General features: G+C 70.2%; 15 protein-coding genes. 6 read left to right on the top strand and 9 right to left on the bottom strand.

What is annotated here, in order from left to right:
- Positions 1-51: 51 nt before the first annotated feature.
- The 4 genes from FHX37_RS18865 to FHX37_RS18850 all read right to left on the bottom strand — a co-directional run bounded on the left by FHX37_RS18865 (position 52) and on the right by FHX37_RS18850 (position 4,536).
- On the bottom strand, positions 52-1,356 hold the full coding sequence (locus FHX37_RS18865; RefSeq protein WP_141925556.1) for a dihydrolipoamide acetyltransferase family protein: 1,305 nt from the start codon (positions 1,354-1,356) through the stop codon (positions 52-54).
- A 15-nt stretch (positions 1,357-1,371) separates the two neighbouring features.
- The gene (locus FHX37_RS18860) at positions 1,372-2,382 is read right to left on the bottom strand and encodes an alpha-ketoacid dehydrogenase subunit beta (protein ID WP_141925555.1); all 1,011 of its coding nucleotides are present in this window, start codon (positions 2,380-2,382) and stop codon (positions 1,372-1,374) included.
- Positions 2,383-2,397: 15 nt separating this feature from the next.
- Complete coding sequence (pdhA, locus tag FHX37_RS18855) at positions 2,398-3,501, bottom strand: pyruvate dehydrogenase (acetyl-transferring) E1 component subunit alpha (RefSeq protein WP_141925554.1); 1,104 nt, start codon at positions 3,499-3,501, stop codon at positions 2,398-2,400.
- A gap of 357 nt (positions 3,502-3,858) precedes the next feature.
- Positions 3,859-4,536 (bottom strand): GntR family transcriptional regulator, encoded by a 678-nt coding sequence (locus tag FHX37_RS18850; protein ID WP_141925553.1) that lies wholly within the window; start codon positions 4,534-4,536, stop codon positions 3,859-3,861.
- Between the two features lie 623 nt (positions 4,537-5,159).
- On the opposite strand from FHX37_RS18850, the gene FHX37_RS18845 reads away from it, so the two are divergent.
- The gene (locus FHX37_RS18845; protein WP_246062440.1) at positions 5,160-5,876 is read left to right on the top strand and encodes a phosphatase PAP2 family protein; all 717 of its coding nucleotides are present in this window, start codon (positions 5,160-5,162) and stop codon (positions 5,874-5,876) included.
- Between the two features lie 149 nt (positions 5,877-6,025).
- Positions 6,026-6,787 carry a L,D-transpeptidase family protein gene (locus FHX37_RS18840; RefSeq protein ID WP_394344519.1) on the top strand — a complete coding sequence of 254 codons (762 nt, stop codon included), beginning with the start codon at positions 6,026-6,028 and terminating at the stop codon, positions 6,785-6,787.
- A 51-nt stretch (positions 6,788-6,838) separates the two neighbouring features.
- On the opposite strand, the gene FHX37_RS18835 is transcribed toward FHX37_RS18840, so the two are convergent.
- Positions 6,839-7,603 (bottom strand): hypothetical protein, encoded by a 765-nt coding sequence (locus tag FHX37_RS18835; RefSeq protein ID WP_141925552.1) that lies wholly within the window; start codon positions 7,601-7,603, stop codon positions 6,839-6,841.
- Positions 7,604-7,939: 336 nt separating this feature from the next.
- Between FHX37_RS18835 and FHX37_RS18830 the strand changes: the two genes are divergently transcribed.
- Both FHX37_RS18830 and FHX37_RS18825 read left to right on the top strand, forming a co-directional pair.
- Positions 7,940-9,226: a sensor histidine kinase gene (locus FHX37_RS18830; RefSeq protein WP_170181641.1), complete on the top strand. Its 1,287-nt coding sequence runs from the start codon at positions 7,940-7,942 to the stop codon at positions 9,224-9,226.
- Positions 9,227-9,582: 356 nt separating this feature from the next.
- A complete protein-coding gene (locus FHX37_RS18825; RefSeq protein WP_141925550.1) occupies positions 9,583-9,765 on the top strand; it encodes a hypothetical protein in 183 nt (60 codons plus the stop codon).
- 90 nt (positions 9,766-9,855) lie between these two features.
- Here the strand turns inward: FHX37_RS18825 and FHX37_RS18820 are convergent, their stop codons facing one another.
- The gene (locus FHX37_RS18820) at positions 9,856-11,268 is read right to left on the bottom strand and encodes an FAD-binding protein (protein ID WP_141925549.1); all 1,413 of its coding nucleotides are present in this window, start codon (positions 11,266-11,268) and stop codon (positions 9,856-9,858) included.
- A gap of 246 nt (positions 11,269-11,514) precedes the next feature.
- On the opposite strand from FHX37_RS18820, the gene FHX37_RS18815 reads away from it, so the two are divergent.
- The gene (locus tag FHX37_RS18815) at positions 11,515-12,216 is read left to right on the top strand and encodes a class I SAM-dependent DNA methyltransferase (protein WP_141925548.1); all 702 of its coding nucleotides are present in this window, start codon (positions 11,515-11,517) and stop codon (positions 12,214-12,216) included.
- A gap of 79 nt (positions 12,217-12,295) precedes the next feature.
- Complete coding sequence (locus tag FHX37_RS18810; RefSeq protein WP_141925547.1) at positions 12,296-14,074, top strand: SpoIIE family protein phosphatase; 1,779 nt, start codon at positions 12,296-12,298, stop codon at positions 14,072-14,074.
- Here the strand turns inward: FHX37_RS18810 and FHX37_RS18805 are convergent.
- The 3 genes from FHX37_RS18805 to FHX37_RS18795 all read right to left on the bottom strand — a co-directional run bounded on the left by FHX37_RS18805 (position 14,071) and on the right by FHX37_RS18795 (position 16,535).
- Positions 14,071-15,327, bottom strand: a complete 1,257-nt coding sequence (locus FHX37_RS18805) for an MFS transporter (RefSeq protein WP_141925546.1) — start codon at positions 15,325-15,327, stop codon at positions 14,071-14,073. The two genes, FHX37_RS18810 and FHX37_RS18805, sit on opposite strands and share 4 nt — an antisense overlap.
- Before the next feature lie 247 nt (positions 15,328-15,574).
- The gene (locus FHX37_RS18800; protein WP_141925545.1) at positions 15,575-15,904 is read right to left on the bottom strand and encodes a VOC family protein; all 330 of its coding nucleotides are present in this window, start codon (positions 15,902-15,904) and stop codon (positions 15,575-15,577) included.
- Between the two features lie 37 nt (positions 15,905-15,941).
- Positions 15,942-16,535 carry an NADPH-dependent FMN reductase gene (locus tag FHX37_RS18795; protein ID WP_141925544.1) on the bottom strand — a complete coding sequence of 198 codons (594 nt, stop codon included), beginning with the start codon at positions 16,533-16,535 and terminating at the stop codon, positions 15,942-15,944.
- Positions 16,536-16,602 lie beyond the last annotated feature (67 nt).

The raw sequence follows: 16,602 nt of genomic DNA, 5'->3' as shown, positions 1-16,602 counted from the left end.
GGAGGCGGAAGCCGGAACCGGGCACCCGGACTCAGATACCCGCTCGCGGGGTCACAGCAGAATCCGCATCGGGTTCTCCAGGACCTGGGCCAGGTCCCGGAGGAACTCGGCGCCGACGGCGCCGTCCACGGCGCGGTGGTCCACCGACAGCTCCAGCGCGATGGTGTTGCGCGCGACGACCTCACCGTCCCGCACCACGGGCTGCTGCTGCATCGCGCCGACAGCGAGGATCGCCGACTCGGGCGGGTTGATCACGGCCTGGAAGCTGTCCAGCCCGTACATCCCCATGTTGCTGACGCTGAACGTGCCGCCGCTCATCTCCTGGGGCTTGAGCTTGCCGTCCCGTGCCTTGGCCGCCAGGTCCCGGGACGTGGTGGCGATCGTCGACAGCGGGGTGGTGTCGGTGTCGTGCAGCACCGGCACCATCAGACCCGCGTCCGTGGCGACCGCCACACCGATGTTGACCCGGCTGTGCTGGAGCAGCTTCTCGTCCACCCACGAGGTGTTGACCTCGGGGTGCTGGCGCAGCGTGGTGGCGCACGCCTTGACGATCAGGTCGTTGAAGCTGACCTTGACGCCGGTGTCGGCGAGCTGCTCGTTGACCTGGCTGCGGAAGGACCGCAGCGCCTCGGCGTCGATGGTGCGCCGCAGGTAGAAGTGCGGGACCTCCTGCTTGCTCTCGGTCAACCGCCGCGCGATCACCTTGCGGATGTTGCTGACCTTGAGCTCCTCGGAGCCGCGCACCTCGTCCGCGCCAGCGGCGGCGGGCTGGCCGCCGCCCGCGGGCTGCGCCGCTGCGGGTTGTTCGGTCGGGGCCGGGGCCGCGGCCGGCTGCTGGCTGACCGCCGCTTCGACGTCGGCGCGCACCACCCGGCCCTTGGGGCCGGAACCCTGGACGTTCTCGATGTCCAGGCCGTACTCGCGGGCCAGCCGGCGCGCGAGGGGAGAGGAGCGCGGACGCACGGCACCGTCGGTGGACGGCGCCGCCGGGGCGGCGGCGTCGGCGGTCGCGGACCGCTGCTCGCCTGAGGGCTCCGGCTGGCTCGGCTCCTGGGGCGCCGGCTCCGGTTGGGCGGCCGGTTCGGGCTGGCCGGAACCGGACTCCTCGGGGACGGCGTCCGGGCTGTCGCCGAGGATCCCGATGACGGCGCCGATCGGGACCGTGTCCCCCTCGCTCACCGACTGTTTGACGAGGTAGCCCTCGTCGTAGGCCTCGTACTCCATGACGGCCTTGTCGGTCTCGATCTCGACGAGAACCTCGCCGGCGTTGACCTTGTCGCCGACGTTCTTGCTCCAGGAGCTGATGACGCCCTCCTCCATGGTGTCGGAGAGGCGCGGCATGTAGATCTCTGTCATTCGTGCGTATCCCCTCTAGCCGACCCGCCGGCCCACGGCGTTCAGGGTCTCCTTGATGGCGGTGGTGACCGATTCCACCGACGGCAGGGCCGCCGTCTCCAACGGTTTGGCGTAGGGCAGCGGCACCTCCGCCATGGCGACCCGGCGCACCGGCGCGTCGAGGAAGTCGAAGGCGCCCTCCTGGATGGAGGCGGCGATCTCGGCGCCGATGCCGTAGGTGAGCCAGTCGTCCTCGGCGATGACCGCGGACCCGGTCTTGGCGACCGAGTTCACGATCGTCTCCCGGTCGAGGGGGCGCAGGCTGCGCAGGTCGATGACCTCGACGCTGATGTCCTGCTCGGCGAGCTCCTCTGCGACCTGGGTCGCGAGCGCCGCCATGCGGGAGTAGCCGATCAGGGTGATGTCGCTGCCCTCGCGCAGCACCCCGGCGCGCCCGATCTCGGCGACCGGCCCGCTGTCGTCGGCGTAGTTGTCGGGAACCTCGCCCTTGGAGTTGTACAGGCCCAGGTTCTCCAGGAAGAGGACCGGGTCGTCGTCGCGGACGGCGGCGCGCATCATGGCGGCGGCCTCGGCGGGAGTGCTGGGTGCCAGTACCTTCATGCCGGGGATGAAGGAGTAGAACAGCTCGATGTTCTGCGAGTGCGTGGCACCGAGCTGCTGCCCCCCGCCGCCGGGGGTGCGGATGACCATCGGGACGCTGGTCTGGCCCCCGAACATCCCGTACACCTTGGGGGCGTGGTTGATGATCTGGTCGGCGGCGATCAGGGAGAAGTTGATCGTCATCAGCTCGACGATCGGGCGGAGGCCGAGCATCGCCGACCCGATGGCGGAGCCGACGAACCCCTCCTCGGAGATGGGGGTGTCGCGTACGCGGCGCTCACCGAACTCCGTGAGCATCCCCTCGGTGATCTTGTAGGAACCCTCGAAAACGCCGATCTCCTCGCCCATGAGGAAGACGTTCTCGTCGCGGTGCATCTCGGCGCGGATGGTCTCACGCAGCGCCTGGCGGTAGGTGATCACAGACATGTCGTCGAACCCTTCCTAATCTGCGAACACCGGGTCGGCGGGCATCCGGGTCGACTCGTTGGCGACCGGCGACGCGTAGGTGTAGTCGAACAGGGTGGAGGCGTCGGGGTGCGGGCTGTTCTCCGCGAAGTCGGCGGCGTCGGCGACTTCCTGGCGCACCGCGTCGGCGATCTCCTTCTTGCGGTCCTCGTCCAGCACGCCGGCTTCCTCGAGCTGGCTCTCGAACGCCGCCAGGGGGTCGTTGGAACGGGCCTCCTGCGCGTCCTCCTTGGAACGGTACTTGGCCGGGTCCACGACCGAGTGCCCCTTCATCCGGTAGCTCATCGTCTCCATGAGGAAGGGGCGCTGCTCGGAACGGGCGCGTTCGACCAGGTTGCGCGCCGTGTCCCGCACGGCGAGGACGTCCTGGCCGTCCACGCGCTCGCCCTCGATCCGGAAGGCGCAGCCCCGCTTGTACAGGTCGGGTTCGGCCGAGGACATGTCAACGGTGGTGCCCATGCCCAGGTAGTTGTTGATCACCACGTAGACGATGGGCAGGTTCCAGAGGGAGGCGATGTTCAGTGACTCGTGCCAGGCTCCGATGTTGGTGGTGCCGTCGCCCATCTGGCACATGACGACCTCGTCCCCGCCCCGGTAGGACACGGCCATGGCCGCACCGGTGGCCATGGGGAGCTGGCCGCCGACGATGCCCCACCCGCCGAGCATGCGGGCGTCGGTGTCGTACATGTGCATGGAGCCGCCCCACCCTTTGGAGGTTCCGGTGGAGCGCCCGTAGAGCTCGGCCATGACCCGGCGCGGTTCGATGCCCTTCTCGATCGCGTAGCCGTGGTCCCGGTAGTTCGCGAAGAGGTAGTCGCGCTCCTGCAACGCGGTCATCAGGCCGACGACGGTGGCTTCCTCGCCCAGGTTCAGGTGACAGTAACCACCGATGCGGGCCTGGGTGTAGGCCTGACCGGTGCGCTCCTCGAACCGACGGATGAGCAGCATCCGGCGGTAGTACTCGCGGAGCACCTCGGGGCTCTCGTCCGCTACGGCGGTGGGTGTGCCTTTCCGGCTGCGCCGGCGGCCGCCCGAATTCTTGGCGGCGCTGCCGCTTTTCGGCTTGGCCGTGTCAGCCATGGTGGTGCCTTTCTACGCGCTCAAGGCGGCCTCCCCGCGCCGGGTGGGGCGCGGGGACGCCGAAGCCGGGAACCGCTGTCGGGCGGCGCCGCGGCGTGCGCCACCACCCGGCTCAATGGCGGTGGCGCGGAAGTGGCTGTTTCGTGTTTTGTCCCGGCGGAGCCCGTACACGTTCGCTTCCCACTGTCGAGGAGCCCATACGTCGGTGGGCCGGGTGGTTCGCGGCGTGTCGTGACCCCTGTCGTGTGACGTGCGTCGCGCACACTCTACGTACTGATCGATGATCGATCAATACGACTTTATCGGGTGGTTTCGGAAGTCGTCCGCGTCCGGCCTGCGCAGCGGCTTCCCACCCGGTCAGTGGGTCTTGTCGTGGGAGCGCATCGCGGCGTGCACGTAGTTGAGCACATGGTCGCTGAGCATCCGCCCGACGTTGGGGTCGCGTTTCTCGAACGCCTGGACGATGTGGGCGTGGTCGACCGCCTTCGCGTGCAGCTCCATGTCGAGCCAGCGCACCGACAGGGCGGTCCAGATCTCCACCCCCAGCGACTCCCAGGTGTGCGACAGGGTGGCGTTGTCGGCGGCCAGTACGACCTCCCGGTGGAAATCCACGCTGTGTTTGATCTGACCCTCTATGTCGCCGGCCGCGGTGGCCTGCTTGAGCGCCTCGACCTCACGGTGGAGCGGCCGCGGGTCCGCCGCCAGCCGGGGGGCGGCGATCTCGGCCGCCATGAGCTCGAGGCCGGCCCGGACCGGGTAGATCTCGGCCATGTCGGCGACTCCGAAGTCGCGTACCCGGGCGCCCTTGTTGGGCACGGACTCGATGAGCCGCAGGGCGGTCAGTTCGCGCAGCGCCTCTCGGACCGGAGCCTGGCTGACGTTGAGCTCGGCCGCGATACGTCGCTCGACGATCCGTTCCCCGGGTTGCCAGCGGCCGGAGAGCAAACCGTCCACCAACACGCGCCGGATCTGCTCGCGCAGCGGATTGCGGGCCAACTGGGACGGGTCGTCCGGCCTCTCGGGGAGGTCGCCCATCAACGTCCTTTCTGGTTTCGCCTTGTGCGGTGTGGGAAGGGTCGCATGACAGGTGCTGGTCACAGTCCGCCCCGTGCACGAGGAGGGTGTGCGGCGCGCCTGAGCAACAGGTGGAGCGTGGGGCACGACGATCGTAGTCAATGGGTCGTCGGGTCGGGGCACGCGGCGGACCGTTATGGTTGATTGTCGAAAATGCTCAGCTAAAGCTAGCTAGCATGGAGCGGTGGTTCCCGTGCCGGTAACAGCGGATGGCGGGAGGCGCCGCTGTCCGCCCTGGCCACAGCGGCGAGGACTCCTGGCGGCGGATCACATCGACAATCCAGAAATCCCGGCTACGCGGACGCGCTCCTGCCCGTTCCGAGCCGTTCACCCCGATTTCAGCGGCGAGCTTTCCCCCCGACGCACGATCGTGCCGCAGGCCATACCACAATTTGTGAGACAGCACTGAGCACATGATGCATCCATCACGGATACGGCCACGACCGTCGGACCGGGCCGAGAAAACGAACATCTCCCCATACCGGGTCGGGGGCCCCGCCTCCCCGAAACGCCGCGACTCGGCGGAACACGAATCCGCGGAAACCGCGGACGCACACGGTTCCCGCCGGGCTGTCTGGCCCAGCGTGAGCGAAATCGCATGGGGACTGGCGTCGGACAAGATCGCGATCTTTCTCGCGGTGGCATTGATCACTCTGACCGTTCTCTCCGCCGGCCCCCTCCACCCCCTGGACAATTGGGTCAACACGGCACCGCGTCCATTGTGGGACGAGCTCCGTTCGTTTCTGATCCTGTGGGTCGACGTTGTCGCGTCCCGGTTCGTCGCGCTCCCGGTACTGGGAGTGACGGCCCTGCAACTGGCCTACTGGTTCCGTTCCTGGCGCCCGATCATCCTCGGCGTATGCGGCGTGTTCGGCATGATGAGCCTCGTCGCCTCGATGAAGCTCCTGTTCATGCGCAACCACCCGCGCTCCTACGACCCGTCGTTCTTCGGCGACGCCGTCTCCTTCCCGTCCGGCCACGGCGCCAACGCGATCCTGATCTACGGGCTGGTGCTGTTCCTGATCATCCGGTACTCGGTGGCGCGCCCGCACGTCGTGCACCGGCTGGCCTACTGCATTGTGGGAATCGCGTTACTCCAGGGGCTGGTGTCCTCCTATCTGCATTTCCACTGGTTCACCGACCTCCTCGTCGGCATGGTCGCGGGCGGATTCGCGTTACGGCTCACGATTCGGCTGGACCGGATCATTCCCCACGGCCGTACCGTCTACTGGTGGCCCTGGTACGGCCGTAAACTCTGGAGCGGGGAGCAACGGAAACCGGAAACGCCTGATTCCCGGTGAACGGCGCCGTCGCACACTCCCGCAATCGCTTTCCGTAACCGGATGGTTTCTCGCGGTAGTCCGCGTTTTCCCGAAAAACCACTCATGTTTTCCGGTTATGTGGGTAAAACGGTGGTAAAGAAAGACCATGTTCGGGTAAAAGAGCGGACATGGCTATTTGTTCATCCGAACGTGTCGTGCGCTACACGGCCCGGACGCTGGCTCTGGCACTGTCCACCCTCGCGGTGACCGGAGCCGGGGCGGCTGTGGGGGGTATGGCCCCCGCGGCGGCCGGCGGCGCCGTGGCCCACGCCGCGCCCTCCCCTGCGGATTCCCCCTCCGACCTGTTACTCAAGGGCGACTCCGGACCCGAGGTGGAAGAGCTCCAGGAGCAGCTGCGCTCCCTGGGGTACTGGGTCGGCCCGGTCGACGGCGAGTACGGCGAACTCACCGTCCAGGCCGTCTACGCCCTGCAGAAGACGGCCGGCATCGCCCGGGACGGCGTGGTCGGCCCCGACACCCGCGCCGCCCTGGACGACGGCACCGCCCCCGAGGCGACGGCGTCGGGGGACGTGGTCGAGGTCGACCTGGACCGCCAGCTCCTGCTCGTGGTCTCCGACGGCGAGGTGGAGCGGGTGTTCAACACCTCGACCGGCTCCGGCGAGATGTACGAGTCGCAGGGCGAGCTGCGCCGCGCGGTCACCCCCACCGGCGAGTACACCGTCTTCCGGGACGTGGACGGTGTGGACAGCGGCCCGCTGGGCGACCTGTACCGTCCCAAGTACTTCAACGGCGGCATCGCCGTGCACGGTTACTCCTCCGTCCCGCCCTACCCCGCGTCGCACGGCTGCGTCCGCGTCAGCAACGCGGCGATGGACTGGCTGTGGGACGAGGGCAGCCTCGACTACAACTCCCCGGTCCACGTGTACTGAACCAACCTCCCCCGCCGGCCGGGTCCCCCTCCGGCCGGCGCCCACCCACGATCATTCCGCCGCGCCGCCCGTGCCGCTTCCCTCCCCGCGGCCGCGGAGCACCGCCGTGGCCGTGCGGACCGCCATCACCGCGAACGGGACGAGTACCGCTGCGGGTGTCGCGCCCCACAGCAGGACCGCCTTCCCCAGCGAGGACGGTTGCAGGACCGAGGGGAGCGGCGCGGCCGCGACGAGCACCAGACCCGCGGCGCTCATGACACGCCCGCCCACGGTGTGGCTCGCGCGCCACGCTTCGGCCACCAGCCGCAACCGGGGGTGCTCCGGCAGCGCGGACGTCCGGGCGAGGACCGGAAGCACGGCCCCCAACGTCGCCAGGAACACGCCGAGCGTCACGAGCGCGAGCGGGAGAACGGGAATCGGCGCCCCCGCGTACAGGGCGGCGACGATGACGTGCAGTGCCAGGAACAACGCGGAGAGGAGCACGAGCACCAGTGTGAGCGTCCGCGTTTTCGCGGCGGTGTCACGCTCACCGAACTGCAACCCGGACCGGCGTTCCACGGCGCGTTCGGCCGGAGCGGCAGCGAGCACGACGGAGACGACGAACACCTCCGCGGCGGGGAGGATCGACAGGAGGACCCACCTGGGAACCTCGGCGGCCGCACGGTGACGGGTGGCCTCGCGGGTGGTGACCAGCTCGGGGATCCTGTCCCACGCGACCGCGGACACGGCGACCATGGCGAGCAGGCACAGCGCTACCGCGAACAGTCCGGCACGCGGCGGCTCCACTGTCCTGGGGCCGTCCGGTGGGGAAGCCATCCGTGGTGTTCTCCGTTCGCTCTCGTGGCGTCTCCGCCGGCCCTCGTGGTCGTTCTGCGCCGTGCCGGCAGTGGCGACGCGGCGGGGGCCGGGCCCTGTCCGACGAACAGCGTCCCTCGGACAGGGCCCGGGGCCGGGGGCAGGGGCGGCACTGGCCGACCGGTGCGGAACCGGCCCGTCGCGTGGCGACCGGCCCCGGAGAATCTAGGCAACGGACCGGATGCCGGACATCCCCCCGAAGTCATGGACACGTCAGGGGAACGGTGCCCGCGGAGAAGACCAGGGGCACAGGACCGCGCCGTGACCCCTCCGGTGTGTGGCGCCTACTGTCGCCCCATGGTGGCGAGCGCGTACAACCACAGCCTGCTCCACTGGTTGGAGTTCAGCGAGAACCGTCCACCCCGCATCCTCAGCGTCTTCTTCTGGGGAACGATGGCGCTCACGGCGCTGATGGTGACAGCGACGGCGATCACCAGCGGGACGCAGGAATGGGCGGGGAACGGGAAACTGCTCGGTATAGCGGTGACGGGCGCCGCGAGCGTGTGCGCGCTGTGGCTGGTGATCCCCTGGTCGCCGGCTGTCGCCCCGCGACGGAAGATCCTCTCCGTGCTCTTCCTCGTCGGAACCGTGATCAGCATGATGCTGGGGAACTTCACGGTTTTCGTACTGATGAGCCTGGCCATCGGGAACACGCTCATCGTCTTCGGAACGCCGGCCGCCATCGGCTACATCGCGGTTGTCGTGCTGTTCCACTCCGCGGCGAGTCTGGCCAACCCGAAACAGTCGCTCACCGACACCGTGTTCAACGCGTCGATGGCACTGTTCCAGTGCGCCGCGGTGGTTCTGGTGTTCCTCGCGTTGTTCGAGGCGTCGCGCAGTACCCGGGAGACACGGCGCCTGTACTCCGAGCTGGAGACGGCCAACATCCAGTTGCGGCGCTACGCCGACCGGGTCCAGGAGCTGACCGTGGCCGAGGAGCGCACCCGCATAGCGCGCGAGATGCACGACTCCATCGGGCACCACCTCACGGTGATCAACATGGGGCTGGAGAACGCCCGGCGCTTTCGCGCGACACGGCCGGAGGACGCGTGGGAGGAGGTCACCCAGGCGCAGCGGCTGACCCGGGAGGCGTTGGAGGACACACGCAGGTGGGTGCGGGCGCTGCGTCCGCTCCGGCTGGAGGGGCGCGCGGGCTCGGAGGCGATACGCGAGCTCGCCGAGTCGCTGTCGGGGGAGGAGACACGCGTCACGTTCACGATGCGCGGCACGTGGCCCCGACTCGACGACGAGGTCGAGGCCGCCTGTTACCGGGTGGCGCAGGAGGGGGTGACGAACGCGCTGCGTCACTCGGGGGCGGGACTCATCCGGGTCCGTGTGGAGGGCGGCGCCGAGGTGACGGTCGACGTCTCCGACGACGGCGCCGGCGCCGATCCGAAGACTCTGCACCACGGGCTGGGGCTGCGGGGTCTGCGGGAGCGGGTCGCCTCCCTCGGCGGGAGTTTGGAGGCCACCCCCTCGGGGCCGTCGGGCGGTGTGGTGCTGCGTGCCGTCCTCCCGGCGCGGGGGCGGAACCACGAGGACGGGCTGGCGCACCGGAATGTGCGGGAGGAGGAGCGGGGCTGAACCGGCGTCCCCGGCGCGGGTGCCCGTCCGGTTTCGGTCGGAAGAAAAACCTGGTTTCGGATTGGGTTTTTCACGTCGGAACCGGGTTCTCGTTCCCTTCGGTGGCCGCATCCGGCCAGGGCGGTATGGCGGCGGGCGCGCGCCGGGTACAGGGCGGTTGTAAGTCCCCCACAGCTGGAAGTCGCACCGGGTGCGCGGCGCGCGGGCGGCGGCCCCACGCCCGGTACGCCGGGAAGGTTTCTGCCGGATACGGACCGGCGGCGAGGAGGTTCCCCCGTGTCATGCGACCATGATTGGCAGAGTAATGGGCGATGCTGTAAGTGCGGAGCGACATACCCCGGCTAGGAGTTCCCTCGATGGCCGACAGCTCGACACGGCGGACGCAATGTATCCACGACTGGCAGGCCGACGTGCTCTGCTGCGCGTGCTGGCCGGGTGAGGGCCACCCGCACGACTGGCAACCCAACGGACGCTGCTGCCGGTGCGGTGCTGAGATGGAGGTCCCGCACTGGGAGGACGTCATGCCCATGCCGGAGTAGTTCCGGACGGTTCGCCCGCACCGGGATCGGCGACAGCCGCGTGTGCGCGGCGCGCGTGGCGCGGCTGGCACCGGGACCGGCGGTCGGGCGTCACTCCGGAGCGGGGGCGGAGCCCTCCGAACCGGGGAAGATCCCCTGGCCGGGGGTGAGGACGCTGGCGGGGTCGTGCTCCCGTTTCGCCTCGGCCAGCAGGGGCCAGCGCTCCCCGAAGTGCTCGCGCCAGTCCCGTGTCTCCATCGGGATGCTGCCCACCGGGTACTGCACCCCGCCGTGGGCGCGCACCCGCTCGTACAGCGCGCGGTTGGCGCGCACCATCTCCTGGGAGCTGGGAACGCCCGGCTCGGGGGTGGCGGTTCTCAACAGCGAGAACAGGAACACCACCGGTTCGTCCGGGACCCGGAGCAGCGGGGTGTGCAGCCGGTCGCGGAATAGCGGGTACAGCAGTGCCATGCCGGTCGGCCCGACGTCGGCGGGCCGCAGCCCGGCCATGGTTTCCGGCACGGCCGCGTCGACCGTGCTGTCCGGGAGGAACGCGTTCCACCACGGGTGCGGGTCGTGCCAGGCCCCCACCGACTCCAGGTAGGCCACGTCGGGCGCCATCCGGTCGGCGAAGTCCAGGTAGGGCAGGTCCTCCACCTCGTCCGGGCCGGGGCGGCACCCCAGGCCGGCCAGCTCCTCCTCGCCGCCCGGGGCACCGCTCAGCGGGGAGACCGCTTCGAGGGTGTAGCGCCACCCCTCGGGCAGTTCCGCATCCGGGTGGGCCTGCCCCTCCACGTAGGAGAACGCCCCACTGCGGATGAGCCGCCGCTGGGTGGCCGTCAGTGCCGTGGCGGACGAGTGCGGGATGCGGTAGCGCCGGACCGTCTCCGGGGCGGGAGCCAGGCGGAGCGTCGCGCGGGTGATGACCGCGCACTGGCCCAGACCCGCCAGGACGGCGCGGAACAGGCCGGGCTCGCGGTCGGGGGAGCACACCGTGCGCCGGCCGGAGCCGGTCACCACCTCCAGCTCCGTGACGGTGTCGGTCTGGGCACCGTGCTGGTGGGCCGCGCCACCGAGGCCACCCACCGACAGGGTCCCGCCCACGGAGAGCTCCAGGTAGTCGGTCAGTACCGGCGGGGTGCGCCCCTGCGCCAGGGTGGCCCGGACCAGCTCGCTCCAACGGGCGCCCGCGCCCACCACGGCGGTGTCGCCGTCCAGGTGGATGCTGTCGAGCGTTCCGGTGTCGACGACCAGTCCGCCGGGAGCCTGCGCCTGGCCGAACGTGGAGTGTCCCTGACCGCGGGGAGCGACGGGGATCCGGTTGTCGCGGCAGTAGCGCAGCATGGCGGCCACGTCGTCGGCCGAACCGGGGCGGAGCACGAACGAGGGGTGCCCGTGCGGGAGCCCACCGAAGTCCCCGGCGGCCGCCGCTCTCGCTTCCGGGGCGAGGGTCAGTTCCCCGTCCAGTTCCGGGATGCCTCCCGCTCCCGCGGCCGCCTCCTGGACGCTCCGGTACGCCTCCATGCCCGGTTATCCCCTTTTGTCTACTGGTTCGCGTGCTTCTTCCGGAGCATTCTCCCATGCCCCGCCTGTTCCTTATGAAGCACATCACAGCACAGTTGTATGCTCTGTGATAGTTCCACTGCTTTATTCGGGTATGCCTGCTGATGTGTGTGCGTGCCTGGGGCAGGTCCTGTTCGGCGGACAGTGTCCGTCGGAAAGGAGCCAGCACCGTGCGGCACCGGCGACCCAGACGAGGGAAACATGAGGATGACCGAGAACGACGCCGCGGGCGTGGAGACTCCGGATTCCGGCGCCATGTCCTGGGAGGAGCGCGAGTCCGCCCAGGCGGCCGCCTATGACGCGATCGGTGACCGCTACGACGAGGCGTTCCCGCACAAGGACGGCCAGATAGGGATGGTGGAGCGGCTGCTGCCCGACCTGCCGCCGGGGGCGCGGGTGCTGGACCTCGGCTGCGGGACCGGCACGCCCACCACCCGGCAGCTTGTCGACGGCGGGTGCCGGGTCACCGGGACCGACATATCCCCGCGCATGCTGGAGGTCGCCAAGCGCAACGTCCCCGAGGCGCGCTTCCTGCTCCGGGACATGGTCGACCTCGACCCCGAGCGGGAGACCTACGACGCCGTCGTCTCCTGCTTCTCGCTGCTGCACCTGACGCGGGACCGCATCCCGGTGGTGCTGGACCTGGTCCGGCGCGCGCTCGTGCCCGGCGGCCGGTTCGGCCTGGCCATGGTCGAGGCCGACGTGGACGACGCCCCCATACCGTTCCTCGGGCAGACCCTCAGGGTGACCGGCTACTTCCGGGACGAGCTCCGGGGGATGCTGCACAGTGCCGGGTTCACCGTCGAGCACGAGAGGACCCTCTCGTACGCTCCCGCCTCGACCCAGGCCCGTCCCGAGATCCAGATATTCATGATCTGCGGGAACGGGGAGGAGAGAGGAACAGCCTGAGACCGGAGAACCGACCCGCACCCGTCGCGCCGGGCCGGCGCGTCCGGGTGCCCGACGCCACGCAGGGAGCCTTGCACCGATGGATTCGTTGAGCGGATTCCGGGACGCCGTCCCCGGGGACGCCTCGGCGGCCGAAGCCACCCCGCACGCCGACGACGAGCGGCTCCCGCTCCTGCACGGTTCGCTCGCGTTCCTCAACGAGGCGACCGCGCGCATCGGTGCCAGCCTGGACAAGGACCACATCGTCGGCGAGCTGTGCGACGTGCTCGTTCCCAGGATCGCCGACTTCACCGCGGTGCACCTCACCGAGACCCTGGCTGCCGAGAACCAGCTCGACACGGTCTTCCCGGAGGTTCCCGACCCCCGGCTCGCGGCGGTGCGTCGGGTCGCGGTCGCCCACGACGGCGACCACCAGCGGTGGAACCCGGGAGCACCCCAGGGCGCCGTCCACATGTTGCGGTCCACCAGCCCCCTGCGGCGCGCCATGGTCACCGGGGAGTCGGTGCTGGTGTCGCGGGTGGACGTGGCTGCGGCGGCGGAGCTCGCCGAGGGGCACCCCACCGGTGACTCGGCGGCGCTGATGCGCGGCTGCTCCCTGCTGGCGGTGCCGCTGCGGGTCCGGGGGCAGACGTTGGGTGTCGTGTTGCTGCTGCGCCGCCCGGAACGCCCCCCGTTCCACGACACGGACGCGCTGATGGCCGGGCAGCTGTCCATGCAGGCCGGACTCGGCGTGCACAACGCCCACCTGTACCAGACGCAGAGCACGGTCGCCGATGCCCTGCAGCGCAGCATGCTGCCGACCCTGCCGTCGTGGCTCGCCGGGGTGGAGATCGCCAGTCGCTACCTGAGCAGCAGCGACACGGCACAGGTCGGCGGGGACTGGTTCGACGCCATCCCACTGCCGGGCGGCCGGGTCGCCTTCGTCGTCGGTGACGTGATGGGGCACGGTATCCGGTCGGCGGCGGCGATGGGCCAGTTCCGCACGGCGGTGCAGACGCTGGCCGCGCTCGACCTCCCGCCGCACCAGGTGCTGCGCCACCTGGACGACCTGGCGCAACAGCTCGGCGACGACTACCTGGCGACCTGCGTCTACGTCGTCTACGACCCGGTGGCCCGCCGGTGCACCTTCGCCAACGCGGGTCACATCCCGCCGGGGATCATGCACCGGGACGGGAGGGCGGAACTCCTCGACCTCCCGGCGGGTGCCCCGATCGGGCTGGGCGGGGTCGCGTTCGAACCGGTCGAGGTGCCGGTGGACGACGGGGACGTGCTGGTGCTGTGCACCGACGGGGTCGTGGAGGAGCGCGGCCACGACCTCGGGGACCGGCTGGAGCGGATGTGCGCGAGCCTCGGTGAGCCCGGCCAGCGGCTGGACGCGTTGTGCGAGGGGTTGCTGGAGGCGTTGCGCCCCGCTGACCGGGAGGACGACGCCGCCCTGCTCATGGCGCGGCTGCACGGCATCTCCCAGGGCAACGTGGCGCACTGGTACCTGCAACCGCGCGACAGTACACCCGCCCGGGTCCGGCGACTGGTGCGCACCACGCTGGAGGCGTGGGGGCTGTCGCTGTGCAGTGAGGTCACCGAACTGCTGGCCACGGAACTGGTCACCAACTCCATCCGGCACGCCTCCCGTCCGATCGAGCTGCGGCTGCTGCGTACGGACGCCCTGCTGTGCGAGGTCGCCGACGACGACCACCACCGGCCGGTGCTGCGCCGCGCGGACGCCACCGACGAGGACGGCCGGGGGCTGCAGCTCGTCAGCAACCTCGCGCGGCGCTGGGGAACCAGTGCCACCCCCACGGGGAAGGTGGTCTGGTTCGAGCAGGACATTCCGGAACAGGACACCGGCCTCTCCTAGGCCTCGGCGCTTCCCACCGGGGCATCGGCCTGGCGGAACGTCGCGGCCACCGCCAGCACCAGCAGGACGCAGGCCACCGCGGCCGCGACGAAAACGCCCCGGATGCCGAAGGGTCCCGCGAACGCCCCCAGCAGCATCGGCGAGGCGAACTGTCCCAGCAGCATCGTCGAGTTCAGGGTGGAGGCGGCCCGGCCCTGCATCCGTTCCGGTACCGCCTGACTGACCAGGACCGGAGCGGCGGGCATGACCAGCCCCGCACCCAGGCCGAACAGGACCGGCCCAGCGAGCAGCATCCACGGTTGGCTTCCGGCGGCGAGCGTCACGAGTCCCGCCAGGGGGAGCGCGGTTCCGGCGGTGAGGAGGGAACGGTAGCTCCGGTTGCGGCGCAGACGGCCGTAGAACAGGCCGATGACGCCGGTCGCGCCGGTCATCACCGAGATGAACACGGACACGGTCATGGTGTTGGACACGCCGAGCTGCGCCAGCCGCTGGGGGAGGAACACCACGATGCTGTACTGCAGCGTGGCCATCGCGAAGAGCAGCAGGTAGGGCCACAGCAGCGCCGGCTGGTTCCGCAGCAGGGTCCACACACCCGGCGAGGTGCTGGCTCCCCGGGTTTCGGACGTACTCGCGCGGTCCGGCGCGGAGGAACGCGTCTCGGGAACGAGCAGCGCCGTGCCCACCAGAACGAGCAGCGCCACCAGGTACACCAGGAACGGTCCGCGCCAGCTGATCTCGCCGAGCGCGCCGCCCAGCAGCGGCCACACCACACCGCCGATGCTGCTGGCGGTGGCACGGTATCCCATCACGGCGTCGCGGGCCGGCCCCTGCCACAGGTTGAGCAGGCTCACGGTGAGGCCGTTGACCACGCAGGCGGCGGCGACGCCGAACAGCGCGCGGGAGGCCAGGAGCAGCGGGTAGGTGTCGGCCAGTGCCGCCCCGCCGCCGAACAGGGCGTAGGCCAGCAGGCCGGTCATGAGCACCCGCCGGGTGCCGATCCGGTCGATGACGGTTCCGACGAGGGGGCCGGAGAGCGCGATCAGCAGTGAGTGGGTGGTGATGACGAGCCCGGCCTGGTCGGACGACAGGTCCAGGTCCTCGCGGATCAGGGCCACCACCGGGGAGATGACCGCTCCGGCCATCACCACGAGGGTGGCCGAGGCCAGCAGGGCGAACATGGTGCTCCTGCTGGGCGGGGGCGGGCTCGGCGGTTCCGGAGGCTCGTCGCGCGGGAGGGTGTGTGTCTGGCGCATGGTGGCTCCTCAGCCGGAGAGGAGTGGGGCCGGCGGTGGCCGCCGGCCCCACGGGGCGGGGTGAGGTCCGGTCGACAGGGTCCGGGTCCTGGTTGCGGACGCTTGTCCTGCTGCGCGTCGCCCCGGCGCACCGCCCGGCGGCGTTTTCGTCGGTCGACGGAGGATCCGCTCCGCATCCCGCCTCGGGGCCCGTGCCGGGCGGCACCGGAAGACGCCGCCCGCGGCGAACAGCGCCCGGCGACAGGACCTAGTCGTCGACGAACTCGAGCGTGTTGCCCTCGGGGTCCCAGGCGGTGAAACCGCGGCCGTTCTTGTGAGGGCGGAGTTCGCTTGGGCTGAGGTCGGAGAGGTCGGCGCGTGCCGCCTCCACGTCGGTGTCGGTGAAGCCCAGCCGGAAGGGCGGTTCGTCCTCCTGGCCGCTGAACACGAGCTCGCCTCCGTTGCCGGTACGCAGAACGGTGGCCTGCGGGTGTTCCTCCAGCACGGGGAAACCGAGCCGGTCGCGGTAGAAGGCGACCATCTCGGCGTAGTTCTCGCAGTGCACGATCGTGACGGAGAGGTTTCCGAGGGTGGGCATTGTCCGTGTCTCCTTCGCTGTGGTGGGGGGCGGCGGGTCACACGTCGTAGGGGTGGTCCCGCTTGGCGTCGCGCAGCGTGGTGCCCCACCAGACGAGCTGGTTGAGCATGGTCGTGGCCGCCGCCGCGACACCGTCCGGGTTCGTGGGGTTCCCGTCGGCGTCGAACTCCTTCCAGTAGTTGGGGAAGCTGACCGTGTCGCGCATGGTGACGGCGTGCAGCTCGGCGAACACGAGCCGGAGTTGTTCCACGGAGCGCAGTCCGCCCGCGAGGCCGCCGTAGGAGACGAACCCGACCGGTTTGGCGCGCCACTCCGGGTGCACCGAGTCGATGGCGAGCTTCAGCGGAGCGGGGAAGGAGTGGTTGTACTCGGCGGCGGCGACGACGAACGCGTCGGCGGCCGCGATACGGGAGGCGAAGGCGCGCACGTCGGGTGAGGGGTAGTGGCCGGTGTAGACCGGGTGGGCCTGCTGGACGGTGGGCAACGGGGTTTCGGCCAGGTCGATCACGTCGAGGGCGAGGTCGTCGCGCTGTTTCGCGTGGTCGACGAACCAGGCCGCCGGATTGGGGGCGAAGCGGTTCTCGCGGGTGCTGCCGACGAGTACGGCGGTGTTCAGTGGGGTGTCGGTCATGGCGGTCTCCAGGGGTGAACACGGGATCGTTCTCAATCCCGTTTCTTATGAAACTAAGTGTCAGATT

This window comes from Haloactinospora alba, assembly GCF_006717075.1.
In the GTDB taxonomy this organism is placed as follows: Bacteria; Actinomycetota; Actinomycetes; order Streptosporangiales; family Streptosporangiaceae; genus Haloactinospora; species Haloactinospora alba.
Note: the sequence above shows the minus strand (reverse complement) of the source record. Positions and strands in the feature narration are given on the sequence as shown.